Consider the following 21,924-nt stretch of genomic DNA (forward strand, 5'->3'; position numbering starts at 1 on the left):
CATGGGAAAAGGAGTAAATAAGATCGATATAGCCGTAAACGAGGTCAATGCAAAGGTAATTAGCCGATCGGGAAACCGAATTTGTGTTGAAGCGGGCAAACTCGTATGGTTTAAAGTTTCCGAGTGGATGTCAGGAACTACAGAGGTTGATAAAAAGAAAGGCACGATCTGGATAAGACAGGACTATACCAGAGAGATGATCATCAATAAAAAAGAGATCGGATCTAGTCAGGTGTATGGTTATGCTTTCAAAAAGAAGGAATGTGGAGCTTCAGCATATTACTATATTGAAGCGACTCTTTTCGGGAACAGAGATACTAAAAATGTTACAGGACTTTATGTAAAAGGATTTACTCCTGCTTTATTGGTCAGCAGCAAATGGTGCCTGCAAAATGACGGAGCAGATCAGCGTGACCGTAAATTTTCATTTGGCGAGAATGTTTTTCTTGGATTGGAAACAGAAGGCCTGAATCAGCAGACTCTTACCATAGAAGTATATCGCCTCAACAGTGAAGTTACGTTTGGTAAAGTTGCAGGCCGAGTATTTGATAGCAATTATGATCCCACAAAAGATGACGAGCAGACCAAAGTATTTCAGAAACAGGCGAAAGTTATTGATGGAGAAGTTAATACAGAATTTACCATCCAGCCATCTTGGAAGAAAGGAACTGAAGACAACCTTTTTTATGTTAAAGTAAAAGATGGAAACAGCTATGTACAGGATAACAAGAAACAGATCATTCACGGAAGATATTTAAAAGTTAAAAACAATATTGTTCCTATAAAGAAAAATGTGGTAACCCTTACCAATAATGCTCCTGTAAAAGTAGGCGCGGCTGATAAAGATGTTAAAGTAAACCACCTTTGTACCTACAAACAGATCAATATAGAAGATAATGGTGAAACTTTTCAGGTATTTAAAGAAGGGCAAACCACTTTCCAAAAAACGTCTCCTGTTGTACAATATACGACGGCAAAAGTTCATTTTAATTTTGATAAATCTGATATTCGTCCCGAAGCTCGCGAGACTTTAAAATATCTGCTAGACTTTTTGCTCTATAATCAACATTTAGATATGACCCTTTCCGGGCACGCGGATGACAGAGGAGCATTAGATTATAATCAGGCTCTTTCTGAACGAAGAGCTCAGGCGGTAAAAGATTTTTTCTCGAAGGGAGGATTAGATAAAAACAGGATCAAGACCCGAGGATATGGAGAAGTAAGTCCTGTAGCTTCCGGAAAAACAGAAGAAGCTTATAAGAAAAATAGAAGAGTAGAGATAGAATTCAGTTATATAGAATACAATCAGAATGCACTTTTTTATGAAATGCTTGCGCCGGATTCCAGCAAAATGAAAGATATTACGGTAAATGTTTTAAACCGTTCGGATAAAGGCTGTTTCAGGAAAGAGAAACATAATAAAAATATAATCTATGTAAATGAAACAGACAGTAAGGATCTTGTTCCAAAAAATGGAAATAGCATAAAACAGATTGTTTTTTCCCAACAGTCAGCTTTTCCTAAAAATTATGCATTTCTATTGGGGAAATTTTTGAATCCTTTTTCAAAGATTTATTATCAGTTTGCCTTCCATATCAATAGTTGCGCCTATTATGCCGACAAAGAGAAAGCAACTCTGGAAGTAAGAGTTTATCCTGATGTTGTATGGATAGGGCATTTTCAGTATAATTACAAAGAAAGCGGAACGTATTTCTTTCATGAGAAAAACTTTGATTTAGAAACCGGTATCAGTGATGTAATTGATGAAATTACAAATAGTACTTTATTTAAAATAAGTAAGATTTTACCCTCTCAATGGATACAGGAATATGTCGTTTTGCCCTATATCAAAAAGCAGGCGATGGATTATTCTTATGGCATTCACACGATTCATAACCGAACAGTGGAGAAAGCAGGCGAATCTCTTTCTTTAGTAGGTACGCAGACCAATCTCATTAAGCAGACTCTTTATACAAAATATGTTGCGGCTGCCGTAATTTATGGTTTTGTAGTGGTCGGAATTATCATAGACCTACTGATGATCTACCTTACAAGAGGAAAAAATCTTCAGGGTAGAATGCTGAAATTGGCCAGAGCAGTAAAAGGAGCCAAAAGAGTTTTAAAAGCAATGGAAGATGCCGGAGCAGAGCTTATTCCGCCTTCTATAGCTATCAATGCCGGGATGTATTACCAGAAACAAAAAAATGGTAAATTGGCTTTAGTATATGAAGCTAATATTAGTGCAAAACCGGTTGTAGCAGTTAATTTTAAAAGAGAATTCGACCTTTTGGATTTGTTGAAGAAAGGAATAGAAAGCATTCAGGGGGCGAAGCATCCAAAAGATAAAGATACCAAAGCCAAACTTGATGAAGCTAAAAAGAATAACACCAAAATCACAGAATATTTTGAAAGTATCAAAAAAAATATTCAAATTAAGGGAGCTTTTGATGCTGTTGGTGAATTAATATTTGAACAAAATATTCAGTTTAATTTTTTAACAAATAGTCATACTTTTACAGACAAAATTGGAAATCTGGCGCAGACGGCGAAAAATGAGGTAACAATTAAAGATCAGGTTAAATTTAATGCAACTGTTAACGGACAGTTTAAAAAAGAATTCGACTTTTTCAGACTCCAGACAAAAGTAGAAGGAAAAGTAGAAATAAACTTAAAGGGCGGGGCTGGTCTTAAATTGCAGTATGGCGTAGATATGGCAGGAAAACACGATAAAAGTGAAAATGTAAAAGCAAAAGGTTTATATATTATTCCATCCATATTTTGTTCAGGGGTAGAAGGAACGTATTTAGGAAGCTTAAAAGTATCAAATGCTCTTACAGAAATTCTTGATATAGCCGATTTTTCTACCAATGAAGGGAATCCTATGCCGTTTGTTTTAATAGAACCTTTTGAGGTTCCGCTATTTGAAATACAATTATTTAAAGAAAAATAAAATGAAAAAGATACTCATACTTTCAATCACAATAGGTAGTTTTTACAGTTGTTCTCAGAAAAAGGAAAAAACATTTGCAGAGGATGCAACTGTTCAGAATACGGACACTATCATCAATGGATTAGTCGTTAATAATTACAAAGAAAAAGGGCTGTATAAAACATTTAAAAATGCAGACAATAAATATGGAATATCAGACGCCAAAGGAAATGTGATTGTAGAAGCCGCTTATGACGGGCTTGAAAGACGAAGCGATTTTTATTACATGTCCCACAATGCAAATAAACCGGATGCCCTTGTCTGGCTGGATGTTCAAAACAAAAAACTCATCGTTCTTCCGGATTATATTGATCATCATTTAAATATAAAGGATAACGTTGATGCGGTTGTTGATAAAAATCAAAAAATGGGGATAATTGAGTCTGGAAAAAAAGTGTTGATCCCTTTTCAATATGAAAGCATTGAAAAAATAGGCAATAAATATTTTGCAAAACAAAGTGGTAAAAGTGCGATAGACGTTTTTGATCAGAGTTTGAAAAAAGATATTCTTCCTTTCAACTTGAAAGATGCTGTTGTATTATCAGATAAAGAAAATTTAGTTACCGTTACCAATGATAAAGATAAAATGGGGATCATCAATTCAGATCTGAAATTATTAGTACCTTTTGAATATTCAAGCATTGTACCTTATACTCATGACAGTCATTACTTTATAGTGTCTAAAAGAGAAGCTAATGGCAAACCTTTGTTTGGTATTATGGATAATCAGTTTAAAATTGTAGTTCCTGTAACTTATACTTCTATTGATGAAAGTGATAACGAAGAGAAAAAATTGGAAGTAACCAAAGATAATGTAAGCAAAACAGTAGATTTTAAGGATTTTATTACTAAAAAATAAAATGTATACTATGAAATCTTTAATCATACTATCATTATTATTAATCAGCATCCAAAGTTGTTCGCAAAAAACAGAAAACATGGTCAATCAAAACTCAACGATAACTGCAGACAATATAGCAGATGAAATTTCGAAACAGGTGAAGCATTATCCTTCGGAGAAAATATATACACTTGGTTATTCTAATGATAAGTGTTATTTTGAGATGTTTGTAGACGGAATTAAACTTACAAAAGCATTTAACAAAGCATTGGGAAATACTGCTGTGGAAATTAATCATGTTCTTTTCAACAGCGGAAAACATACGATTTCTTATAAAATGTATCCTCTTGGGAAGTCTAAAGAGTATGAAGAGGTTTTCAACACGCTTGTAGAAGATACGGATCTTGATTTTGATTTAAAATCTTATGATCTTAAACACGAAAAAGCACCGGATACAGATTATACGACGTATTCTCTTCCTAAAAAGAAAGAGGAAATTGTAAAAGGATATACTAAAGAAAAATTTGTTGGAGCCGGGAAAACTTTTTATGAAGGTAGTTTTGAGATTAATATCGATGTTCCTTATAATTCCGAAGCTCCATTTGAAAATGCAATGGATCTTCGTAAAATGAATAAAAATGAACTGGAAGCCAAATTATTAAAGAAATATAAAGAAGTCTGGAGTATCTATCAAAATAAAGAATACGATAATATCGCGAAATTGGAATATAATTCATTAAAAGATTTATACGTTTCTACTTACGAAAGCCCGGAAGTGATTGCTAAGAATATTAATATCCTTTTTACAGAAATGTATAAAAGTCCTACCTTCAAAATGCAGCCAATAGAAAAATATAAATTAGAATTTTTCGCAGATGGCAAATTGGCAGCCTTAATGTTGGATACAGACGATAACCGCTTACGTGGAAATACAGCACTTTGGGCAAAAGTAAACTATGATGGAGGAACAAGAGGTATATTTTTAAACAGATATTTCTACATTCCTCAGGGTAAAACTGAGTTTATGGCTTACTAAAACAATAAATTAATATGATAAAAAGTTTTGTTTTAATAGGGATTTTATGTCTAACAATACTGTCTTGTTCGGAGAAGAAAAAATTGGCTAATGATGAATTCAGAACAGTAATATCCAAATATAAACTTGAAGGCGATACGCTGAAACACGTCACCTCATTTCTCCAAAAAATGGATAACCAAAATACAGAAGTAGGCGTTTTTATGAATAAAGATCTCTATTTAATCAGTGATTCTTGTTATGCCGCCAATAAAAAATTCTGCGATTCTATGAGTATTTATCAAAACGAAAGATATGGTGATATTTTCGACAGTATTGTAAATCCTAATGTTAAAAAGTATGAACAGCGTTTTAAAATAGATCAGCAGGAGTATTTTGTAGCAAGAGAGTTTTTCCTTTCCCATCCTGAAATTGTCCGTTATCTGAATAAAAAATACAATATGCAGATGTGGGATGGTGTATCATAAATTAGCTTAAAAAAAATAATATCCATTAAAATGAAAAAAACATTATTTATTTTCAGTTGTCTAATCGCGCTACATTGCAGTTCACAAAAAAACGAAGATCCTAAACTTATTGGTAAGTGGGAAGGAATGCTTAAAGATTTGGAAACGACAAACATAATGGGAAAAATTGTTTTAGAATTTACAAAAGACGGGAAATTTATTCAGTACGTTGGTGAAGGAAAAATGCAAAATTCATTAGAATCAACTTATATCATTAAAGATCATAAAATAATCGCCATCGACAATGCAACCAAGGAAAAAGACGAAACGGATTATTTAATTAAAAATGATACTTTAACAATCACATATCAAGGTATTGAAAATAAATACGTGAAACTTAAGTAATATAGAAGAAGAAAACTAAAGTTAAAAAGACTTCCCTTATCAAAGAGAAGTCTTTTTTTTGTCATTGCGAGGAGTGTAAGCGACGAAGCAATCTCAATCACAATTTTTTACCATTTACTTTGTCATTCTGTAGGAATCTAGATCTAATTATTAAATATGATTCTTATTGCAACACAAATTTCAATGTAGAATTATCCAATTTTAAAATATAAATTCCCTGTTCTAAGTTTTTAATTTTAAGAGAATTTCTACTGTTTTTAAAAGGTTGATAAATCGTCTGCATTACTTTCCCCTGCAAATTATAGATCTCAGCTTTTTTGATGTTTTGAGTTTCCCCTTTTACAAAAATCTCCTGATTAGAAACTGGATTCGGATAGATTTGCAAATCATTAATTTCAGATTTTTCCAAAGAAGAAACGCTCTGTTTTGCTGTTCCTGAATAACAATTCCAATTTAAATTATCAATTGCAACTCTATCACTTGATGAATTATTTTCTAAACTCACAACCACATTTCCTGAAACATTAATATTACTGATTGTCGTTGTTGCAACCGTCGCACTGTAAGGAATAGTTCCCACCGTTACGCCATTCACCAACACATTAAAAGTTCCGTTGCTTCCTGTAAATTTCAATTGAGTCGTTACCGTCAAAGAGCCAATTCCATTAGCTGAAGAACTAGATTTTAACGAACCTTCTCTTACTGTGATCGCTTTCGTAGAAATTGTTTGATCTGTTCTTGCATCTGTTGCTGTCCAGGTAATTCCTCCATTCGTCCACGTTCTTGTAGAATAAGAAGCACTGTTTGCAGGAATAGTTTCAAAAGTTTCATTCACACAATTGGTTGATGGAGTAGAAGTTCCAGCATTAGTTGTCCCAGAAACGGTTGAACTGTTTGTTGAAGAATTTCCTGCCGCATCTTTTGCCACAACATAGAAATTGTAAGTTGTAGAAGGATTTAAACCTGAAATTGTTGTTGAGGTTGACGTTACCGTAGTTTTCAGACTCCCGTTCATATAAATAGTGTAAGAAGCAACGCCAACATTATCTGTTGAAGCATTCCATGAAAGTGAAATACTGTTTGATGTTTTTGATGGAAGAGTTAATCCTGTAACAGTTGTAGGAGACTGCGTATCTGTCGAAGGCTGCTGAGAACCCCAGATTTGATTTGCATAACCCGGATTATCAATAAACGGATTTCTGTTTCCCTGATAAGTATAAGAAGCATTATTTCTTGTGATTTCAGCCTGAGAAACAGGATCTTGATTATGCCAAGCCAGTAAAACATTCAGTTCCCAAGTCTGCAATCCCGGAAAAGTGGTGCTTCCCAATATATTTCCTGTAGAAAAAGTAGAAAGTTTGCTTTGGTAACGCGTTACAAAATAGAAAATCATACGTGCAACATCACCTTTAAACTCATCAATCGGCTCAAAAACCGTCCCCGCATATCCTGAAGAAGCAGAACTTCCAAGCTTTGAACCATTCTTAGACGTAAAAGTTGCTGTTCCCACTTTCCCGAAAGGATAATTGCTTCTCATTCCGTTCACTTTTCCGTCTGTAGCTCGGATGAAGTTGATATCAGAAACCATTGGCGAAGCTTCATTAAATAAGCTTTGCGGAACAATATGCTCACGATTATAACAGTTTCCTTCAACTGAATACGTTCCACACTGATTGGTTCCTGGCGTAAATTTATAAGGATCGGTTCCGGTTGGTTTTTCAGAATAAATATCTAAAATTGAACCGTCATTTTCATAATTTTTGTCGATATCTGTGGTTTTGTAACCTGTCCATAGTCCGCCATAGCCTTTGTCCTGATGTCCGTTGGTGATGATCGAGCTCAAGGCTGTTTTCAAAGATGCTCCGGTCAATCCGTTTGCCGAATTGTAATATCCTGCAGGGGCCTGAGCATTGGCAAACCCTGCCCATACAAGAAATAAGATGATTTTTTTCATATTAATAATTTACAGTAAGATTACTATATTTTTTTGGATGAAAAATTACATTACTGTTAAATTTAATAGGTATTGCATCTTAATTATTCACAAAGCTTTGAAAATTATATTGATCCTTTTGTGATTTAGGGAAATAAAAAAAAGCCAACACAAAAAACTTGTATTGACTTTCATATATTTGATTGATTTAAATCTTAATTATTTTCTCTGAGGAGGATAATTTTTCATGATCTCTGCCACGATTTCTGGAATCTGTCTTTGTTTCGCTTTAGGAGAATCAACGGAAATTCCGCTTCCGATACCTTGCCAAACCAGTTTTTGAGATTTTGCATCTACAAGATCAACGATGATGGCTCCTTCATTATAGTTGCTTGTCCAAGTTCTGCTCATTCCAAGACCCCATCCGAAAGATCCGCCCCAACCGTACATTCCGTAAGGAGATCCGCTGTTGATATCTGTAACTTTCTTGTGGTTTGCTTTTACATTGACGATCAAATCAGGATTTTCGCCCGATTGAAGTCCTTTGGTTTGTAGTTGTCTAGACAATTCGTTCAACACTCTGTCTTTATCAATATCATTAAGCTTCAAATCATCAATTCTTATTTTATAAGTCTTATAAGAAGTGAAATTGGCAGTTTCGGCGTAGTCTGAACGCACTTGAAAAGGACTACAAGACGTTAAACTCAAAGTAGCCGCAGCTAACAAAATAAAAATATATTTTTTCATTTTATTTATTTTTTTTATCGTTTTTAATGAATGTATCGGTCTTTTTATCGTATCCGTAAGGACAATGTCTACAGCCACTTTTACAGCAATGTCCTCTTTTCAGATGAAATTTTTCCGTAAAAACCTTATACCCTTGCTCGTTGTAGTAAAAGTCTTCACCTTCTTTGATGTCAAAAAGTGCCATAAGTTAAATCTCTAAGTCAAAAAACTTTATATTTGTTATCATGATAATTGTGTGCCAAAAGCCATTAAAAAAACTTAAAATTAATGGCATCGCTCTTTTTCCCTTTATCTTCGTTAGAAAAATCGAAGATAAGGAAAATAAAATACTTATCAATCACGAAAAAATCCACCTCAGGCAGCAGTTGGAAATGCTTATTATTTTCTTCTACATTTTCTACGTGATCGAATATTATTACTGGTTTTTTAAACTAAAAGACAGCTATCAAGCCTACAAAAGAATCTCCTTCGAAAGAGAAGCCTACGATAATGAATTCAATTTAAATTATCTCAAAAAAAGAAAATTCTGGAGCTTTAGAAAGTATTTGTAAATGGGTTTATTTTTGAATTTCATTTCTAATATTTCAACGGTGGTAAACTGACATAGGAAAATGGAGCGTTAAGAAAATTAATTCTGTGAACGTTAATAAAATTCTACTGTTTGAAGCGCGAGACAAATATAGAACTAAAGAATAAACTTTAAATTCGCGCAAGTTTTAGAATTTTTAGAGAACAGAATTAATTTTTAGCGGAAGTTTCCAAGTCTTGAACTTTTGGTTCTTTTGTTTCAAGACAAAACGAACAAAAAATAGTAATTTTGTTAAAACAATATCATTAATAGAGAATGTTATTACAACTCCCAACAGAAAAAATCCCCATTCAGGAAATTCCCATCAATAAAAACATAAAACTTTTCATTAAAAGAGAAGACCTTGTTCATCCTCAGATTTCAGGAAATAAATATTGGAAACTTTTCCACAATATCAATAATTATGTAAATCAAAATCCTGAAAAACCTTATATCATAACCTTTGGCGGAGCATTTTCAAACCATATTTCTGCGGTTTCTGCTGTCGGAAATTTAACGGGAATTCCAACTTTGGGAATTATTAGGGGAGAAGAATTAAAAGATAAATGGCGTGACAATCCAACTTTAGTTTTCGCAAAAAGAAACGGAATGAATTTAAAATTCATCACCCGAGAAGAATACCGAAATAAAGAAAAATTATCAGAATTTTTACAACATGAATTTCCTGAAGCACTGATCGTTCCAGAAGGCGGAACCAATGAAGATGCTGTACAGGGTGTAAAAATGATGCTGAATAACGAAACAAAAGATTTTGATTATCTTTGCACCGCAGTTGGAACCGGAGGTACGATTGCCGGGATTTCCAAATTTTGTAAAGAGAATCAGAAAGTTATAGGTTTTAAGGTAGTTGACGATTCTTCTTTGGAAAATAAAATTTCAGAATTAACCTTAAAAAGAAATTTCAATCTAATAGATTCAAGTTTTGGAGGTTATGGTAAAATAAAAGATGAAAACATCCGTTTTATCAATGATTTCAAGGAGAAATACGGAATTCCGTTAGAACCGATATATACAGGAAAAATGATGCAGAAGGTTTTTGAACTGATTGATGAAGAATATTTTCCTGAAAACAGCAAGATCTTGTGCTTCCACACGGGTGGATTACAGGGTGTTGAAGGAGCAAATTTGCTCTTAGAAAAACAGAATAGAAATTTAATTATATAAAGTAAAATTGAAAAACATGAAAAGACTTTTCTTACTAATAAGCCTTTTAGTTTTATCAAAATTCTCGGCTCAGACTTGGGCTACTGAAGACCAATACATCCAAAAATTCGCTCAATATGCAGTGGAAGAGATGGAAAAGTATAAAATTCCTGCTTCTATCACGCTTGCTCAGGGACTTCTTGAGACTGGTGGTGGACAAAGCAGATTGGCTCAAGAAGGTAAAAATCACTTCGGAATAAAATGTAAAGAAGACTGGACGGGGAAAACTATGAAACATACCGATGACGCTCCCAACGAGTGTTTCCGTGTGTATGAAGACCCAAGACAATCTTACGAAGATCACTCGATATTTTTATCAACAAGAAAATATTATACAGGGCTTTTCAATTTAGATATGAAAGATTATAAAGCGTGGGCATATGGTCTGAAAAAGGCTGGTTATGCAACAAACCCACGATATGCATCTATCTTAATAGGTAAAATTGAAAGATATAAACTTTATGAATTTGATAATACAAGTTCTAAAGAAGTTTTGTATGCGGTTCTTAAAATGTATCCTGATTTAAAGGATGACAGAAGTTTCATGGCAAGATTAGAACCTTCAAAATTTGTAAAGAAAGATAAAGATCCTGTTACAGTAAATGTTCCTTACAAGCAAACTTCTTTCGCTCAACAACAGAAAAGAGTGGAAAGAATCAAGACAAAAGCTGAAATCCTTAATTCAATTTTAATTAAAAGTCATCCAAATGACGGCTTGAAATATATCATTATTCCTGAGGACACGAATGTTCAGTTTATCGCAAATAAATTCAAAGTAAGCGAAAGCAAACTGACGAAATGGAATGAACTGGAAAGCGATGTTTTAAAGAAAGACGAAATTGTTTTCCTTGAATCTAAAAACTCAGATGGAAATACGGCAACTTACAAAGCTCTTTCAGGAGAAGATATGCATGATATTGCTCAAAAATTCGGAATCAAATTACATAAATTATATGCAAAAAACAGAATGGATGAAGGTCAGCAACCATCTGCAGGGCAGTTAATTTATCTGATTGACAAAAAACCTAGAAACTAATTTTTTGTTGATAGTTTATAGTTGTTGGTTGTCGGTTAAACCAGCAACTACAAACTATCAGCCAACAACTACATATGAAATATCAAAGAAGTTCAGCTTTATTCGATGAAGCTTACAAATACATTCCGGGAGGAGTAAATTCTCCTGTTCGTGCATTCAAATCTGTGGGTGGCGTTCCTGTTTTTATGAAGTCTGCAAAAGGGGCTTACCTTACAGATGCTGATGACAATACTTATATCGATTACATCAATTCTTGGGGACCGGCTATTTTAGGCCACACTCATCCAGAAGTGTTGGAAGAATTAAAAATTCAGGCAGAGAAAGGTTTTTCTTTCGGTGCTCCGACAGAATTGGAAACTGAAATTGCAAAATTCATCGTAGATAATGTTCCAAATATTGACCAGATCAGAATGGTTTCTTCAGGAACAGAAGCTTGTATGAGCGCGGTAAGATTGGCAAGAGGGTTTACAGGAAGAGATAAAATTGTGAAATTTGAGGGCTGTTATCACGGTCATTCAGATTCATTTTTGATTAAAGCGGGAAGTGGTGCTGCTACTTTTGGAAACCCGAATTCTCCAGGAGTGACAGAAGGAACGGCAAAAGATACTTTGTTGGCAAAATATAATGATTTTGAGCAGGTTCAGGATTTATTCAGACATAATCAAGGTCAAATTGCAGCCGTAATTATCGAACCTGTTGCCGGAAATATGGGTTGCGTTCTTCCTGAAAATGATTTCCTTCAAAATTTGAGAAAGATCTGCGACGAAAACGGGGCTTTATTGATTTTTGATGAAGTAATGACAGGTTTCAGATTGGCTTTCGGAGGAGCTCAGGAATTATATAATGTGAAAGCAGATTTGGTTACTTATGGAAAGGTAATCGGAGGTGGACTTCCGGTTGGTGCTTTTGCAGGAAGAAACGAAATTATGGATCATTTAGCTCCAAAAGGCGGAGTTTATCAGGCTGGAACGTTAAGCGGAAATCCTTTGGCAATGAGAGCGGGTCTAAAAACGCTTCAACTAATTAAAAATGATGAAAATTTCTTCAGTAATCTTAATAAAACAACTGAAACTTTAGATTTTGAGATTGGAAAAATTTTAAATGAAAAAGGAATCGCTCATAAAATCAACAGAAAAGGTTCAATGATGTCTGTTTTCTTTCATATTAATAGAGTTTCTAATTTTGATGAAGCGCAGGAAGCAAACCATTCATTATTCAATAATTTTTTCCATCAAATGTTGACAAACGGAATATATCTTCCTCCAAGTGGATATGAAACCTATTTCATCAGTGATGCAATTAAGGATAAAGAAATTGATATGACGCTTGAAGCAGTCAGAAAATTTGATTTTTCTTAAAGCTAAAAAGATAAATTATACAAAGGATGAGGTTTAAAACTTCGTCCTTTTTTATTTTGATTAAAACACAAATACCACGAATATTTTGCACAAATAAAACACAATCATCTGTGTAAATCTGAGAAATCTGTGGGAGAAAAAAACATTCCGTAGGAATCTAGACTATGTTATCAATAAAGATATTGAGATCCTTTCAGGATGACAAAGATGCTGTTTTATGTGATTAAAAATAATTTGTGTTAAGAATTTTCAATAAATCATACAAGCAATACAATAAACCATACACTTCCATCATTTCAGTTCTTTTTAAATTTGTAATAAATAGATTGGAAATGAACACTTCAAACATATCTCGTAAAGATTTTCTTAAAAGCTCAGCGCTGGCAATGGCCGGACTAACTTTAGCTCCCAACATTATGATGGCAAATTCAATTTTTGATAGTCCAACGATTTCTGCAAAAGGAAAATTAAGCTTAAAAAATGTTCGTCTTGAAACAGGTTTTGAATACGAAGAAGGTGAAGTGATCTCCACGAAAACCGATTTATTTTATATCGAAATTGAAAACGGGAAAATCTCAAAAATAGCTCCCAATCAACCGAATGCAAAAGCTGTTGACGCCAAAGGATTTTTAATGCTTCCTGCTTTTAAAGATATGCATATCCATTTGGATAAAACTTTTTACGGAGACAAATGGCAGGCAGTCCGAAAAAGAACAGGCGGAGTAAAAGGAATGATCGCTCTAGAGCAAAAAATGCTTCCGGAAATGTTGAAAAACTCAACTTTTAAAGCTGAGAAAATGATTAAATTGTTGCAGTCAAAAGGAACATCTTTCGCCAGAAGCCATGTGAATATTGAACCGACTTCAAAATTAGAATCATTAAAAAATCTACAGAAAGCTTTAGACAATAAAAAGAAAACTTTCGGAGCAGAATTGGTGGCTTTTCCGCAGCATGGTGTTTTTTATACAGATTCAGTTCCGTATTTGAAAGAAGCGGCGAAAATGGATATCGATTTTATTGGTGGAGTAGACCCTTTTACAATTGACGGAGCGATAGAAAAAACAATTGATTTTACAGTCCAATTGGCTTTAGACAACAAAAAAGGAATCGATATTCATTTGCATGAAAGTGGCGAATCTGGGTTGAAAACTGTTGAATATTTAATTGATAAAGTCAATGAGAATCCTGATTTAAAAGGAAAAACATATCTAAGTCATTGTTTTGTTCTGGGGAAATTAGAAAAGCCAAAACAGGAAGAAATTGCAGAAAAACTTGCCAACGCAAAAATTGGAATTGTATCTACGATTCCTTTTGGAAGCTTAATTATGCCGATTCCTACTTTGTACAAATATAATGTTGAGGTCTTAACAGGAAACGACAGCATCGTCGATCATTGGAATACTTTCGGAACAGGAAGCGTATTGCAAAAAGCGAATTTAATGGCGCAATTGTACGGTCAGTCAACAGAGTTTTTATTATCCAGAAGCTTAAAATTGACAACAGCAAATGTTCTTCCGTTGGATGATAAAGGAGTTCAACAATGGCCAAAAGTTGGAGACAATGCAGATTTGAGTTTCCTTAATGCAAGTTGTTCAGCAGAAGCTGTTTCAAGAATTTCAAATGTTGAATCTTTGATCCATCAGGGAAATATTGTATTTTGATTTTTTAAATGTTCTTCAGGATCGGGAGGCCTTGTCAAGGTTTTAAACCTTGACAAGGCTTATTGAAAACATATTATTGTAGATTATTAAAATTAGAGTAATAGTTAAAATCTTACCTTGTGTGTAGATCGGAGATTAATTTTATTATATTTTTGAGAAAAATTACACACAATGAGCCATCAACCGGATTATTTTCCCATTTTAGGAATTCATGAATTTGCAGAAAAACAATCGCAGGGTTGTAACTTGTTATTCAATGAATTGTATGGTGAAAGAAGGATTGATGAGCCTCATAAACACGATTTTTTTATCATTAATCTTTTCAAAAAAGGAACAGGTTCGCACACGATCGATTTTGTAGAATATCAGGTTGAGGATCATCAGATTCATCTGGTTTTTCCGGATCAGGTTCATCAGTGGGTGATTGAAAAAGAGACGATTGGATATCAATTAATGATCAGTCGAGAATGGTATGAAAGTTTTCTTCCGGCGTTGAGATTTTCGGCTTCCTATTATTTTCAGCATCCTGCTTTTACGGTTTCAGAGGAAATTTACCACTTAATTTTGCATGAATTTAAAACCATTCAAAAGGAATTAAATGAAGAAAATACCTTTTGGGAAGTCATTCAAAAAAGAAGTGAATTGATTGGTTTATTGGTGAGTAAATCAGTGGAAGGAGCTTTCAAAGATTTTGAAGTGTATAATTCTAATCCAATTATTTCTAAATTTTTAAATCTAATTGATATTCATTTTAAAATTGAACGCTCGGTTTCTTTTTATGCCGAAAAACTGAATATTTCTGCCAATTATTTAAATATTGTCTGTAAGAAAAACCTTAATACATCAGCATCTTCTCTTATTCAGGACAGAATTTTATTGGAAGCTAAACGTTTATTAAAAGTCTCGGAAATGTCTGTAAAAGATATTGTTTACGATCTCGGATTCTATGATCATGCAAGTTTTTCAAAATTTTTTAAGGCACAAACTGGAATGACGCCTTCTCAATTCAAAGAATAATTGATACAAAACAAGACATAATTGATACTCCTGTTTAAGATTTTGCGGATGTAATTTTGTAGGACTAAACTTGGGATCATGCAATTACAAAATCAACCTCTTGCTAAAGGACATTATACGTTGAAAAATGTTCGTTTGGAAACGGATTTCGAATATGATAATGAAGAAATTATCAAAACAAAAACAGATTTATTCTGTATCGAAATTGAAGGCGGAAAAATAAAATCAATTAAACCAAACAATGCAAATTCTGATGCTGTTGACGCCAAAGGAAAGCTGATGCTTCCTGCCTTCAGAGATATGCATGTTCATTTGGATAAAACATGGTACGGACTGCCGTGGCAAACACTTTCACCCAAAAAGAAAACGGTAAAAGATATGATTTCTTACGAACAGGAAATTATTCCGGAACTGTTGAAAACCTCGGTAGAAAGGGCAGAACAATTAATTGATCTGTTGCAAAGTTACGGAACCAATTATGTGAGAACGCATTTCAATATTGATCCGACTTCGGGTTTACAATCGTTAGAAAATCTGGAGAAAGCTTTAGAGAATAAAAAGAATTCTTTCGGTGCAGAATTGGTGGCTTTTCCGCAACATGGTTTGTATTATACGGATTCTGTTCCTTTGATGAAAGAGGTGGCAAAATTACCGCATGTAGGTTTTATTGGAGGACTTGATCCTTTGAGTATCGACAGAAGTATTGAAAAAGTACTTGATTTTACAGTGCAATTAGCCTTAGACAATAATAAAGGAATTGATATTCATTTACATGAAGTTGGTGAATCGGGGATGAAAACGATTAATTATTTAATTGATAAATCGATTGAAAATCCCAAGCTTCAAGGAAAAACTTTCGTAAGTCACGCTTTTGCTTTAGCTCATTTAAATCAAAAAGAAACAGAACAAATCGCAGAAAGATTGGCTTCTGCAAAGGTTGGAATAGCTTCATCTGTTCCATTCACCGGAAAAGTAATGCCTATTCCGACGTTGAAAAAATATGGAGTGGAAGTTTTGATCGGAAATGATAACGTTCAGGATTACTGGAGTACTTTCGGATCGGGAAATATGCTTCAAAAAGCAAATTTAATTGCCGAATTATACGGATATGCAACGGAATTTCAACTATCAAGAACATTGCAGTTTGCGACGCAAAATATTCTCCCGTTAGATGATAAAGGAAATCAACAATGGCCAAAAGCTGGTGATAAAGCAAATATTATCTTGGTTGATGCAAGCTGTTCTGCAGAAGCTGTTTCAAGAATGTCTAGCGTTGAAGCTTTAATGAATAATGGTAATTTATTTTGGAAGAAATAAGATTACTTTAAGATCTAATATATTTTTTAATCCTTGTTTTTATAATGAAACACCCTCGAAAAGCAATTTCCGAGGGCGTTTTTTATTTGTTATTTTATATTTAAATCTAAAGAGAAGACCAGCCTCCTGTAGCCCAAGTCGGCGTTAAAATTCCGTTTCCGGCTCCTGTTGCGTCTGATTTTTCAACAAAAGTAGTATCTACGATCGGTACTGTTGCTCCGGTAGTAGATTTTAGAGAAACTTTAGTTGTAGTGGTATTAAACAAAGCTCCGGTGATTTTTTTGTGACCGTTAAAATTGGCTACAGAAGCGTCACTTTCAATATTTACACCTGTTGTCCAGTTTGAAAGGACTAAATTATTAAGAACTGCGTAAGTTCCAAGTTTTAATTTTATGGCATCCGCTTCTCCGGAAGTACCTCCGATGAAAGTAACATTTTTGATGGTCGGATTAGATCTTGGCGTTGCATCCGGATTGGTCGCGTTATTACTTCCTTTGATTCCTGTATTTCCGGTTCCGTTGGCTCTTCTTTTTGTGTAGATTCCGGTTGCGGTTCCATTCCAGCCGTCTGTCCATTCAAAAGCATCGTCTTCATTACCCAAAGAAACGATGTTAGAAAGATTTACTGTCCCTCCATAAATTTGAATACCGTCGTCCGAACCATTAAGCAAAGCGATATTGTTTACTACCGTTGCATTACCAACACCGAATAAAGACAGTCCGTTGAATTCTGTAGTACCAGTGAAAACAGCTCCGGCATATTCAATTCTTACATAGGATAAAGATCCGGAATTATCGGTTGCTAATGTTCCTCCATACGTTGCATTTCCTAATTCGGATGTTGCAGTTGTTCCTGTATTGATTGGCGCTTTACCGCAAATAACGATTCCGCCCCAGCTTCCCGGAGTAGCAGCACTTGAGGTGAATAAAACCGGAGATCCTGCGGTTCCGTTTGCAAAGAGCTGACCGCCCTGTTCAACGGTAACATAACAAGAAGCTCCACTTATGGCAACAATTCTTGTTCCGGCAGGAATTACAAGTTTTCCGCCATCTTTAATAATGACAGATCCTGTTAATTTATATACTTTGGTTGGGTCTAACGTTACCGTTTGCCCGCTTGGAACTTCACCTTTGAAATTATTGGTGTCTACAGCAATTCCTACAGGAGTTATTGTTGGAGTTTCATCATCATCTTTACTGCAAGAATATATCGTAAATGTAGTACTGATGAATAAAGCTGCGGCAATTAATTTTAAGTGATTCCTTTTCATATATTTTTAGATTTTGTACTGATCTTTTATTTAATTATAATCTTCGTTAGCCTTAATTCTTTCGAAAGTGATAGTTTTTAAAACTTTAAAGATTTAATGCTCAAATATAAGAATAAGCAATTAAAAACTCGAAATTATAACTTTTCAATTTATTTTCCGAATGTAAATTTAAAGTTGTTGATAATTTATTATAATTTAAATTTTTAATAGAATTTCAATAATAAAAAAATACCCTTGGGAAAAATATTTTCCCAAGGGTATTTGAATTTGATATGAAGAAACTAATTACTATTTTTTAGTTCATAGAATCAGCTACGTCGAAACTAGATAAACCAGTCCAGCCTTTTGCCCATTCTGGCAAAGCAGTTCCGTTTCCAGCACCTAATGCAGAAGCATTTTCTGTAAAGATTCCAGTAATATCCACAGCTGTACCAGCAGTGTTTTTAGCTTTAGACTTAGTTGTAACGTTTACAAATCTTACATTTTTAACATAAGAACCGCTTTGGAACCAAGCTAAAGTTCTGTCTGTTTCAAGATCTAAACCTGTAGAGTAGTTTGCTAAAACGATATTGTCAAATTTACCATTAGAACCAGCTCTGATTTTCATCCCTTGAGATTCTGCACCAGAAGTATTTCCTAAGAAAGTTGCGTTAGTAATTGTTGGGTTAGAAACACCGTTCCCGAAAGTTGTGTTAGGGTTTGTATCCTGAGTATCAGCTTCAATACCTCTGTTTCCAGGCTCAGTATTCGTCTGATATTGTTTTTTTCTAGCAACATATAAGAAACTAGCAGTTCCTTTGTAACCTTCTGTCCAGTCGAAACCGTCATCTCCAACTCCTGTTACCACGATGTGATCTACATTTGGGCTACCTCCGAAACATTCAACACCATCATCAGCACCGTCTGTTACATATACATAAGAGATTGTAGTTCCGCTACCAACTCCGAATAAAGAAAGTCCGTTGAATTCTTTTTCAGGGTTATATTTGAAACCACTGTCTTTGATTACTACATATTTAATAACACCAGAGTTATCGTTGTTATCCGAACCTCCGTATGTCATATCACCTAATTCTGAAGTAGACGTTCCCGCAGCACTTCTGTTTGTTGGAGCATTACCTAAAAGTACAATACCTCCCCAGTGACCTTGCTTGTGTGAAGTTCCTTCAAATAAAACAGGGCTAGAAGCTGTACCGTTGATATAAAGTTTACCACCTCTGTCTACGATAAGATAATTTGCACCTTCAGCTACAGTGATTCTTGTACCTGCAGGGATGATAAGGCTTGCACCGTTCTCTACTAAAACTTTACCAGTGATCGTATATACTTTTGTAGGGTCTAAAGTTACGCTCGTTCCTGCAGCAATTTTTCCTTGAAAGTTATTTGGGTCTACAGCAGATGCTGTGTCCTCCGTATCGTCATCAGAAGTACTACAAGAGATTGCGGTTGATGAAAATGCCGCAGCTAATGATAAGAAAAGAGCAGCTTTAAAAAATGTCTTTTTCATAACTATTATTAGATTTATATTATATTAAAATTTATATGATAAGCTTAATCCAACCTGACGACCCATTGTATAGTCTCTGTTGATAAGTGTTTGAGTTTTGTTTTCCTGTTCTATTTTACTGTGAGGATTTAATAGGTTTTTAGCAGAAATACCAATTCCTATTTTGTCTAATGTAAAGTTTAGGTTAAGATCCAAAAGATCTCTGGCAGTTTCGTAAAAGTTTCCAATTTCTGTAGTTCCCACAGAGTAAAGGTTTTTCCCGATGTGAGAATAAACTACTACAAAGTCTAAGCTGTTTAAGTTGTTACTCCATTTGTAGTTGTAACCTAAGTTTACGTTAGCAATGAAATCTGCAGCTCCCTGAAGGTCAGCTTTAGGATTAGTAAATACAACTCTTTTACCATGATTTTCTTTTGCAATTTGATCTTCAGATTTAAACTTCTGCTCAGAATGCATATACGTTCCGTTAATGAAAGTATAGATTTTAGAATTACTCCAAGAATAAATATCTTTTCTTACTTCTACCTCTGCTCCTACGATATATCCGTAGTCTGAAAGATTAAAATAAGTCATATCACTTGGTGCAGAACTTGCGTAAGTAGTTCTTGCAATCGGATTCTTAATATATTTTCCGAAAGCTGCTACTGAAATAAGCTCACCTGATTTAGGAAATAATTCCCATTTCAAATCTGCATTATAGTTATCAGATGGAGAAAGATCCTGGTTACCGTAAACGTTCGTAGTTACATCATAATATGCAATCGGAGAAAGTTCTTTAGCTTGAGGAAGTGTGTATGTTTTAGAGACAGATAATCTTAAGTTTTGTTTGTCACTAAGGCTGTATTTAGCATTTAAAGCTGGTAAGAATTTGTTGTATTGCTTATTCTTTTTACCGTTTTGTAAAACAGAGTCAAACCATTTCAGCTGCATATCGATGTAATCGAAACGTCCACCAACCTGTACGATAAATTTATCACTAAGATTGATATCTACATTTGCTAATCCAGACTGAATATTCTGCTTAACATTAAAATAGAAAGGCTGGAATAACTTTGAACTCGGCTGGAACGTTTGGTAAGAGAATAAACTATTATTTCCAGCATTAATAAAGCCATCAATATTATTAGGATCTACCTGAGGCGAAAGACTGAAGTTCATACCAATCGTTGTATTGTCGAATTTTCTGTCCTTGTACTGCCCGTCGTATCCTACAGTAATTTTAAATTTATCTAAAGTTTTAGAAAGATAAGCGTGACCTAAAACCGTGTTGTCTTTTAGCTCATCAAAATATCTGTGGTTATTGATTGCACTTCCTGTGATAAGCTGCATTGTAGAAGCATCAATCGTATTCTGCAAACGATCCGGTCTTTTGCTGTTTAGCATATTATAACCTACAGCCCAATCTGCATTCCAAGTGTCACCAAGCTTATGAGTACCGAATAATTGGTTGATCCAAGTGCTCGTAATCTTGTTATCTCCTCTGTTGATGATCACATTTTTGTCTACATCATAAGAATATCCTGTAAATATTTTAGCAGTCTGATCAGAAGAGTGGATGAAATTTGAAGTGAAATTAATTTTATTATTAGCATTGAATCTATATCCTAAATTAACCAATGCTGTTGTATTAGTCTTATATTTAGAACGTTCAACATCAAATTTTTTGTTCGGAGTATTATCTGCAAAGTAGAATCCTTCCTGTCCTTTACTGTATTCGTAAGAGTTTTCAAATCCTGCATACGCAAAGATTGAGAACTTTCCGAAGCTTGCTCCTCCTTCAATATTTACATCAGTATTGAATGGGTTATCAGCATTTTTAAAGTTCCATTTTGATGTGAATGGATAAGCCTGATAAGGATTTCCTTTGTTGAATTTAGTTTCTTTGAATCCGAAGAATCCCGGAGCTCCATCCTGTACCTTGAAATTATTGTTATCAAAAGTTTGAAGGTTGATGCTGCTTCCTAAACCGATTTTAAAATAAGGCTTTCCTGTGAATTCTTTTGAAACAATACTTATACTTGCTCCACCAAAATCACCAAGCATTTTCGGATTATAGATTTTATCTAATGAAATATACTCAATCATTGAAGTTTTGAAAATCGAAAGATCGATGTTTCTGTTTTCAGGATCATCCGACGGGATCAGTAATCCGTTCAATGTAGTACTATTATACCTATCACCAAGACCTCTTACAAAGATCTGCCCGCTTCCTTCCTGTTTTATTGTTCCGGTAGCTTTCGTTACCGCCGTTGCAGCATCTCCTACACCTTGCTTGGCAAGCTGTACAGAACCTACACGTTCTATAACTTCAACAGACTTCTTTTGGAAATTAATAAGGTTCGCTTCCGTTCCTTTTTTAGTAGATCCTTTGATTACAACTCCTTCAATCTTTTTTTCGTTCTTGATGGAATCTTTTTTCGTGTCTTGTGCGTATATTACTGCTCCTGACGTTGTCAAAAACAAAACTGCGATACTCAGCTTTCTAAAATTCATTTCTTTTACTATATTCTTTCGGTGCAAAGGAATAAAACATTAGTGGTGAAAATGGTTTAGCGAAATTTAAATTTTC

At 34.3% G+C, this 21,924-nt stretch carries 18 protein-coding genes; 12 read left to right on the forward strand and 6 right to left on the reverse strand.

The features are described from left to right. Nucleotide 1: 1 nt before the first annotated feature. From A0O34_RS14680 to A0O34_RS14700, 5 genes are read left to right on the forward strand one after another with little or no spacing between them, the layout of a single operon-like run. Nucleotides 2-2,950 (forward strand): OmpA family protein, encoded by a 2,949-nt coding sequence (locus A0O34_RS14680; RefSeq protein ID WP_066755942.1) that lies wholly within the window; start codon nucleotides 2-4, stop codon nucleotides 2,948-2,950. A gap of 1 nt (nucleotide 2,951) precedes the next feature. Beyond that, nucleotides 2,952-3,848, forward strand: a complete 897-nt coding sequence (locus A0O34_RS14685; RefSeq protein WP_157886030.1) for a WG repeat-containing protein — start codon at nucleotides 2,952-2,954, stop codon at nucleotides 3,846-3,848. Nucleotides 3,849-3,858: 10 nt separating this feature from the next. Next, entirely contained in the window at nucleotides 3,859-4,866 is a 1,008-nt protein-coding gene (locus tag A0O34_RS14690) for a hypothetical protein (RefSeq protein WP_082891259.1), read from the forward strand. Between the two features lie 14 nt (nucleotides 4,867-4,880). Then, complete coding sequence (locus A0O34_RS14695) at nucleotides 4,881-5,333, forward strand: hypothetical protein (protein WP_066755951.1); 453 nt, start codon at nucleotides 4,881-4,883, stop codon at nucleotides 5,331-5,333. A gap of 30 nt (nucleotides 5,334-5,363) precedes the next feature. After that, the gene (locus A0O34_RS14700) at nucleotides 5,364-5,717 is read left to right on the forward strand and encodes a hypothetical protein (RefSeq protein WP_066755953.1); all 354 of its coding nucleotides are present in this window, start codon (nucleotides 5,364-5,366) and stop codon (nucleotides 5,715-5,717) included. A 163-nt stretch (nucleotides 5,718-5,880) separates the two neighbouring features. Here A0O34_RS14700 and A0O34_RS14705 read toward each other — a convergent pair whose 3' ends face one another. The 3 genes from A0O34_RS14705 to A0O34_RS14715 form a co-directional block, all read right to left on the reverse strand. Beyond that, nucleotides 5,881-7,671 carry an endonuclease gene (locus A0O34_RS14705; protein WP_066755962.1) on the reverse strand — a complete coding sequence of 597 codons (1,791 nt, stop codon included), beginning with the start codon at nucleotides 7,669-7,671 and terminating at the stop codon, nucleotides 5,881-5,883. A 198-nt stretch (nucleotides 7,672-7,869) separates the two neighbouring features. Next, nucleotides 7,870-8,397, reverse strand: coding sequence for a DUF4136 domain-containing protein (locus A0O34_RS14710; protein ID WP_066755964.1), 528 nt, complete (start codon nucleotides 8,395-8,397; stop codon nucleotides 7,870-7,872). 1 nt (nucleotide 8,398) lies between these two features. Then, the gene (locus tag A0O34_RS14715) at nucleotides 8,399-8,581 is read right to left on the reverse strand and encodes a DUF5522 domain-containing protein (RefSeq protein WP_029294953.1); all 183 of its coding nucleotides are present in this window, start codon (nucleotides 8,579-8,581) and stop codon (nucleotides 8,399-8,401) included. Nucleotides 8,582-8,621: 40 nt separating this feature from the next. On the opposite strand from A0O34_RS14715, the gene A0O34_RS22610 reads away from it, so the two are divergent. From A0O34_RS22610 to A0O34_RS14750, 7 genes are all read left to right on the forward strand, one after another. Next, nucleotides 8,622-8,948, forward strand: coding sequence for a hypothetical protein (locus A0O34_RS22610; protein WP_066755965.1), 327 nt, complete (start codon nucleotides 8,622-8,624; stop codon nucleotides 8,946-8,948). Between the two features lie 293 nt (nucleotides 8,949-9,241). Next, nucleotides 9,242-10,150, forward strand: a complete 909-nt coding sequence (locus A0O34_RS14725) for a 1-aminocyclopropane-1-carboxylate deaminase/D-cysteine desulfhydrase (RefSeq protein WP_066755967.1) — start codon at nucleotides 9,242-9,244, stop codon at nucleotides 10,148-10,150. 16 nt (nucleotides 10,151-10,166) lie between these two features. Beyond that, the gene (locus A0O34_RS14730; protein WP_066755970.1) at nucleotides 10,167-11,225 is read left to right on the forward strand and encodes a glucosaminidase domain-containing protein; all 1,059 of its coding nucleotides are present in this window, start codon (nucleotides 10,167-10,169) and stop codon (nucleotides 11,223-11,225) included. A 74-nt stretch (nucleotides 11,226-11,299) separates the two neighbouring features. Further along, nucleotides 11,300-12,583: a glutamate-1-semialdehyde 2,1-aminomutase gene (gene hemL / locus A0O34_RS14735; RefSeq protein ID WP_066755973.1), complete on the forward strand. Its 1,284-nt coding sequence runs from the start codon at nucleotides 11,300-11,302 to the stop codon at nucleotides 12,581-12,583. A gap of 332 nt (nucleotides 12,584-12,915) precedes the next feature. Further along, complete coding sequence (locus A0O34_RS14740) at nucleotides 12,916-14,244, forward strand: amidohydrolase (RefSeq protein WP_066755976.1); 1,329 nt, start codon at nucleotides 12,916-12,918, stop codon at nucleotides 14,242-14,244. Nucleotides 14,245-14,415: 171 nt separating this feature from the next. Continuing rightward, complete coding sequence (locus A0O34_RS14745; RefSeq protein WP_066755979.1) at nucleotides 14,416-15,261, forward strand: AraC family transcriptional regulator; 846 nt, start codon at nucleotides 14,416-14,418, stop codon at nucleotides 15,259-15,261. A 78-nt stretch (nucleotides 15,262-15,339) separates the two neighbouring features. After that, on the forward strand, nucleotides 15,340-16,578 hold the full coding sequence (locus A0O34_RS14750; protein WP_066755983.1) for an amidohydrolase: 1,239 nt from the start codon (nucleotides 15,340-15,342) through the stop codon (nucleotides 16,576-16,578). Between the two features lie 106 nt (nucleotides 16,579-16,684). On the opposite strand, the gene A0O34_RS14755 is transcribed toward A0O34_RS14750, so the two are convergent. From A0O34_RS14755 to A0O34_RS14765, 3 genes are all read right to left on the reverse strand, one after another. Next, complete coding sequence (locus A0O34_RS14755; RefSeq protein WP_066755986.1) at nucleotides 16,685-17,848, reverse strand: hypothetical protein; 1,164 nt, start codon at nucleotides 17,846-17,848, stop codon at nucleotides 16,685-16,687. A 295-nt stretch (nucleotides 17,849-18,143) separates the two neighbouring features. Next, nucleotides 18,144-19,355 (reverse strand): hypothetical protein, encoded by a 1,212-nt coding sequence (locus A0O34_RS14760; RefSeq protein ID WP_066755989.1) that lies wholly within the window; start codon nucleotides 19,353-19,355, stop codon nucleotides 18,144-18,146. A gap of 24 nt (nucleotides 19,356-19,379) precedes the next feature. Further along, complete coding sequence (locus tag A0O34_RS14765; RefSeq protein WP_066755992.1) at nucleotides 19,380-21,848, reverse strand: TonB-dependent receptor domain-containing protein; 2,469 nt, start codon at nucleotides 21,846-21,848, stop codon at nucleotides 19,380-19,382. Nucleotides 21,849-21,924 lie beyond the last annotated feature (76 nt).

This window comes from Chryseobacterium glaciei (assembly GCF_001648155.1).
Taxonomy (GTDB): domain Bacteria; phylum Bacteroidota; class Bacteroidia; order Flavobacteriales; family Weeksellaceae; genus Chryseobacterium; species Chryseobacterium glaciei.

What these genes read in the sequence shown, in the direction of transcription:
- A0O34_RS14680 (WP_066755942.1), top strand. Translation starts at nt 2, where the DNA reads ATGGGAAAAGGAGTAAATAAGATCGATATAGCCGTAAACGAGGTCAAT.
- A0O34_RS14685 (WP_157886030.1), top strand. Translation starts at nt 2,952, where the DNA reads ATGAAAAAGATACTCATACTTTCAATCACAATAGGTAGTTTTTACAGT.
- A0O34_RS14690 (WP_082891259.1), top strand. Translation starts at nt 3,859, where the DNA reads ATGAAATCTTTAATCATACTATCATTATTATTAATCAGCATCCAAAGT.
- A0O34_RS14695 (WP_066755951.1), top strand. Translation starts at nt 4,881, where the DNA reads ATGATAAAAAGTTTTGTTTTAATAGGGATTTTATGTCTAACAATACTG.
- A0O34_RS14700 (WP_066755953.1), top strand. Translation starts at nt 5,364, where the DNA reads ATGAAAAAAACATTATTTATTTTCAGTTGTCTAATCGCGCTACATTGC.
- A0O34_RS14705 (WP_066755962.1), bottom strand. Translation starts at nt 7,671, where the DNA reads ATGAAAAAAATCATCTTATTTCTTGTATGGGCAGGGTTTGCCAATGCT.
- A0O34_RS14710 (WP_066755964.1), bottom strand. Translation starts at nt 8,397, where the DNA reads ATGAAAAAATATATTTTTATTTTGTTAGCTGCGGCTACTTTGAGTTTA.
- A0O34_RS14715 (WP_029294953.1), bottom strand. Translation starts at nt 8,581, where the DNA reads ATGGCACTTTTTGACATCAAAGAAGGTGAAGACTTTTACTACAACGAG.
- A0O34_RS22610 (WP_066755965.1), top strand. Translation starts at nt 8,622, where the DNA reads ATGATAATTGTGTGCCAAAAGCCATTAAAAAAACTTAAAATTAATGGC.
- A0O34_RS14725 (WP_066755967.1), top strand. Translation starts at nt 9,242, where the DNA reads ATGTTATTACAACTCCCAACAGAAAAAATCCCCATTCAGGAAATTCCC.
- A0O34_RS14730 (WP_066755970.1), top strand. Translation starts at nt 10,167, where the DNA reads ATGAAAAGACTTTTCTTACTAATAAGCCTTTTAGTTTTATCAAAATTC.
- hemL (WP_066755973.1), top strand. Translation starts at nt 11,300, where the DNA reads ATGAAATATCAAAGAAGTTCAGCTTTATTCGATGAAGCTTACAAATAC.
- A0O34_RS14740 (WP_066755976.1), top strand. Translation starts at nt 12,916, where the DNA reads ATGAACACTTCAAACATATCTCGTAAAGATTTTCTTAAAAGCTCAGCG.
- A0O34_RS14745 (WP_066755979.1), top strand. Translation starts at nt 14,416, where the DNA reads ATGAGCCATCAACCGGATTATTTTCCCATTTTAGGAATTCATGAATTT.
- A0O34_RS14750 (WP_066755983.1), top strand. Translation starts at nt 15,340, where the DNA reads ATGCAATTACAAAATCAACCTCTTGCTAAAGGACATTATACGTTGAAA.
- A0O34_RS14755 (WP_066755986.1), bottom strand. Translation starts at nt 17,848, where the DNA reads ATGAAAAGGAATCACTTAAAATTAATTGCCGCAGCTTTATTCATCAGT.
- A0O34_RS14760 (WP_066755989.1), bottom strand. Translation starts at nt 19,355, where the DNA reads ATGAAAAAGACATTTTTTAAAGCTGCTCTTTTCTTATCATTAGCTGCG.
- A0O34_RS14765 (WP_066755992.1), bottom strand. Translation starts at nt 21,848, where the DNA reads ATGAATTTTAGAAAGCTGAGTATCGCAGTTTTGTTTTTGACAACGTCA.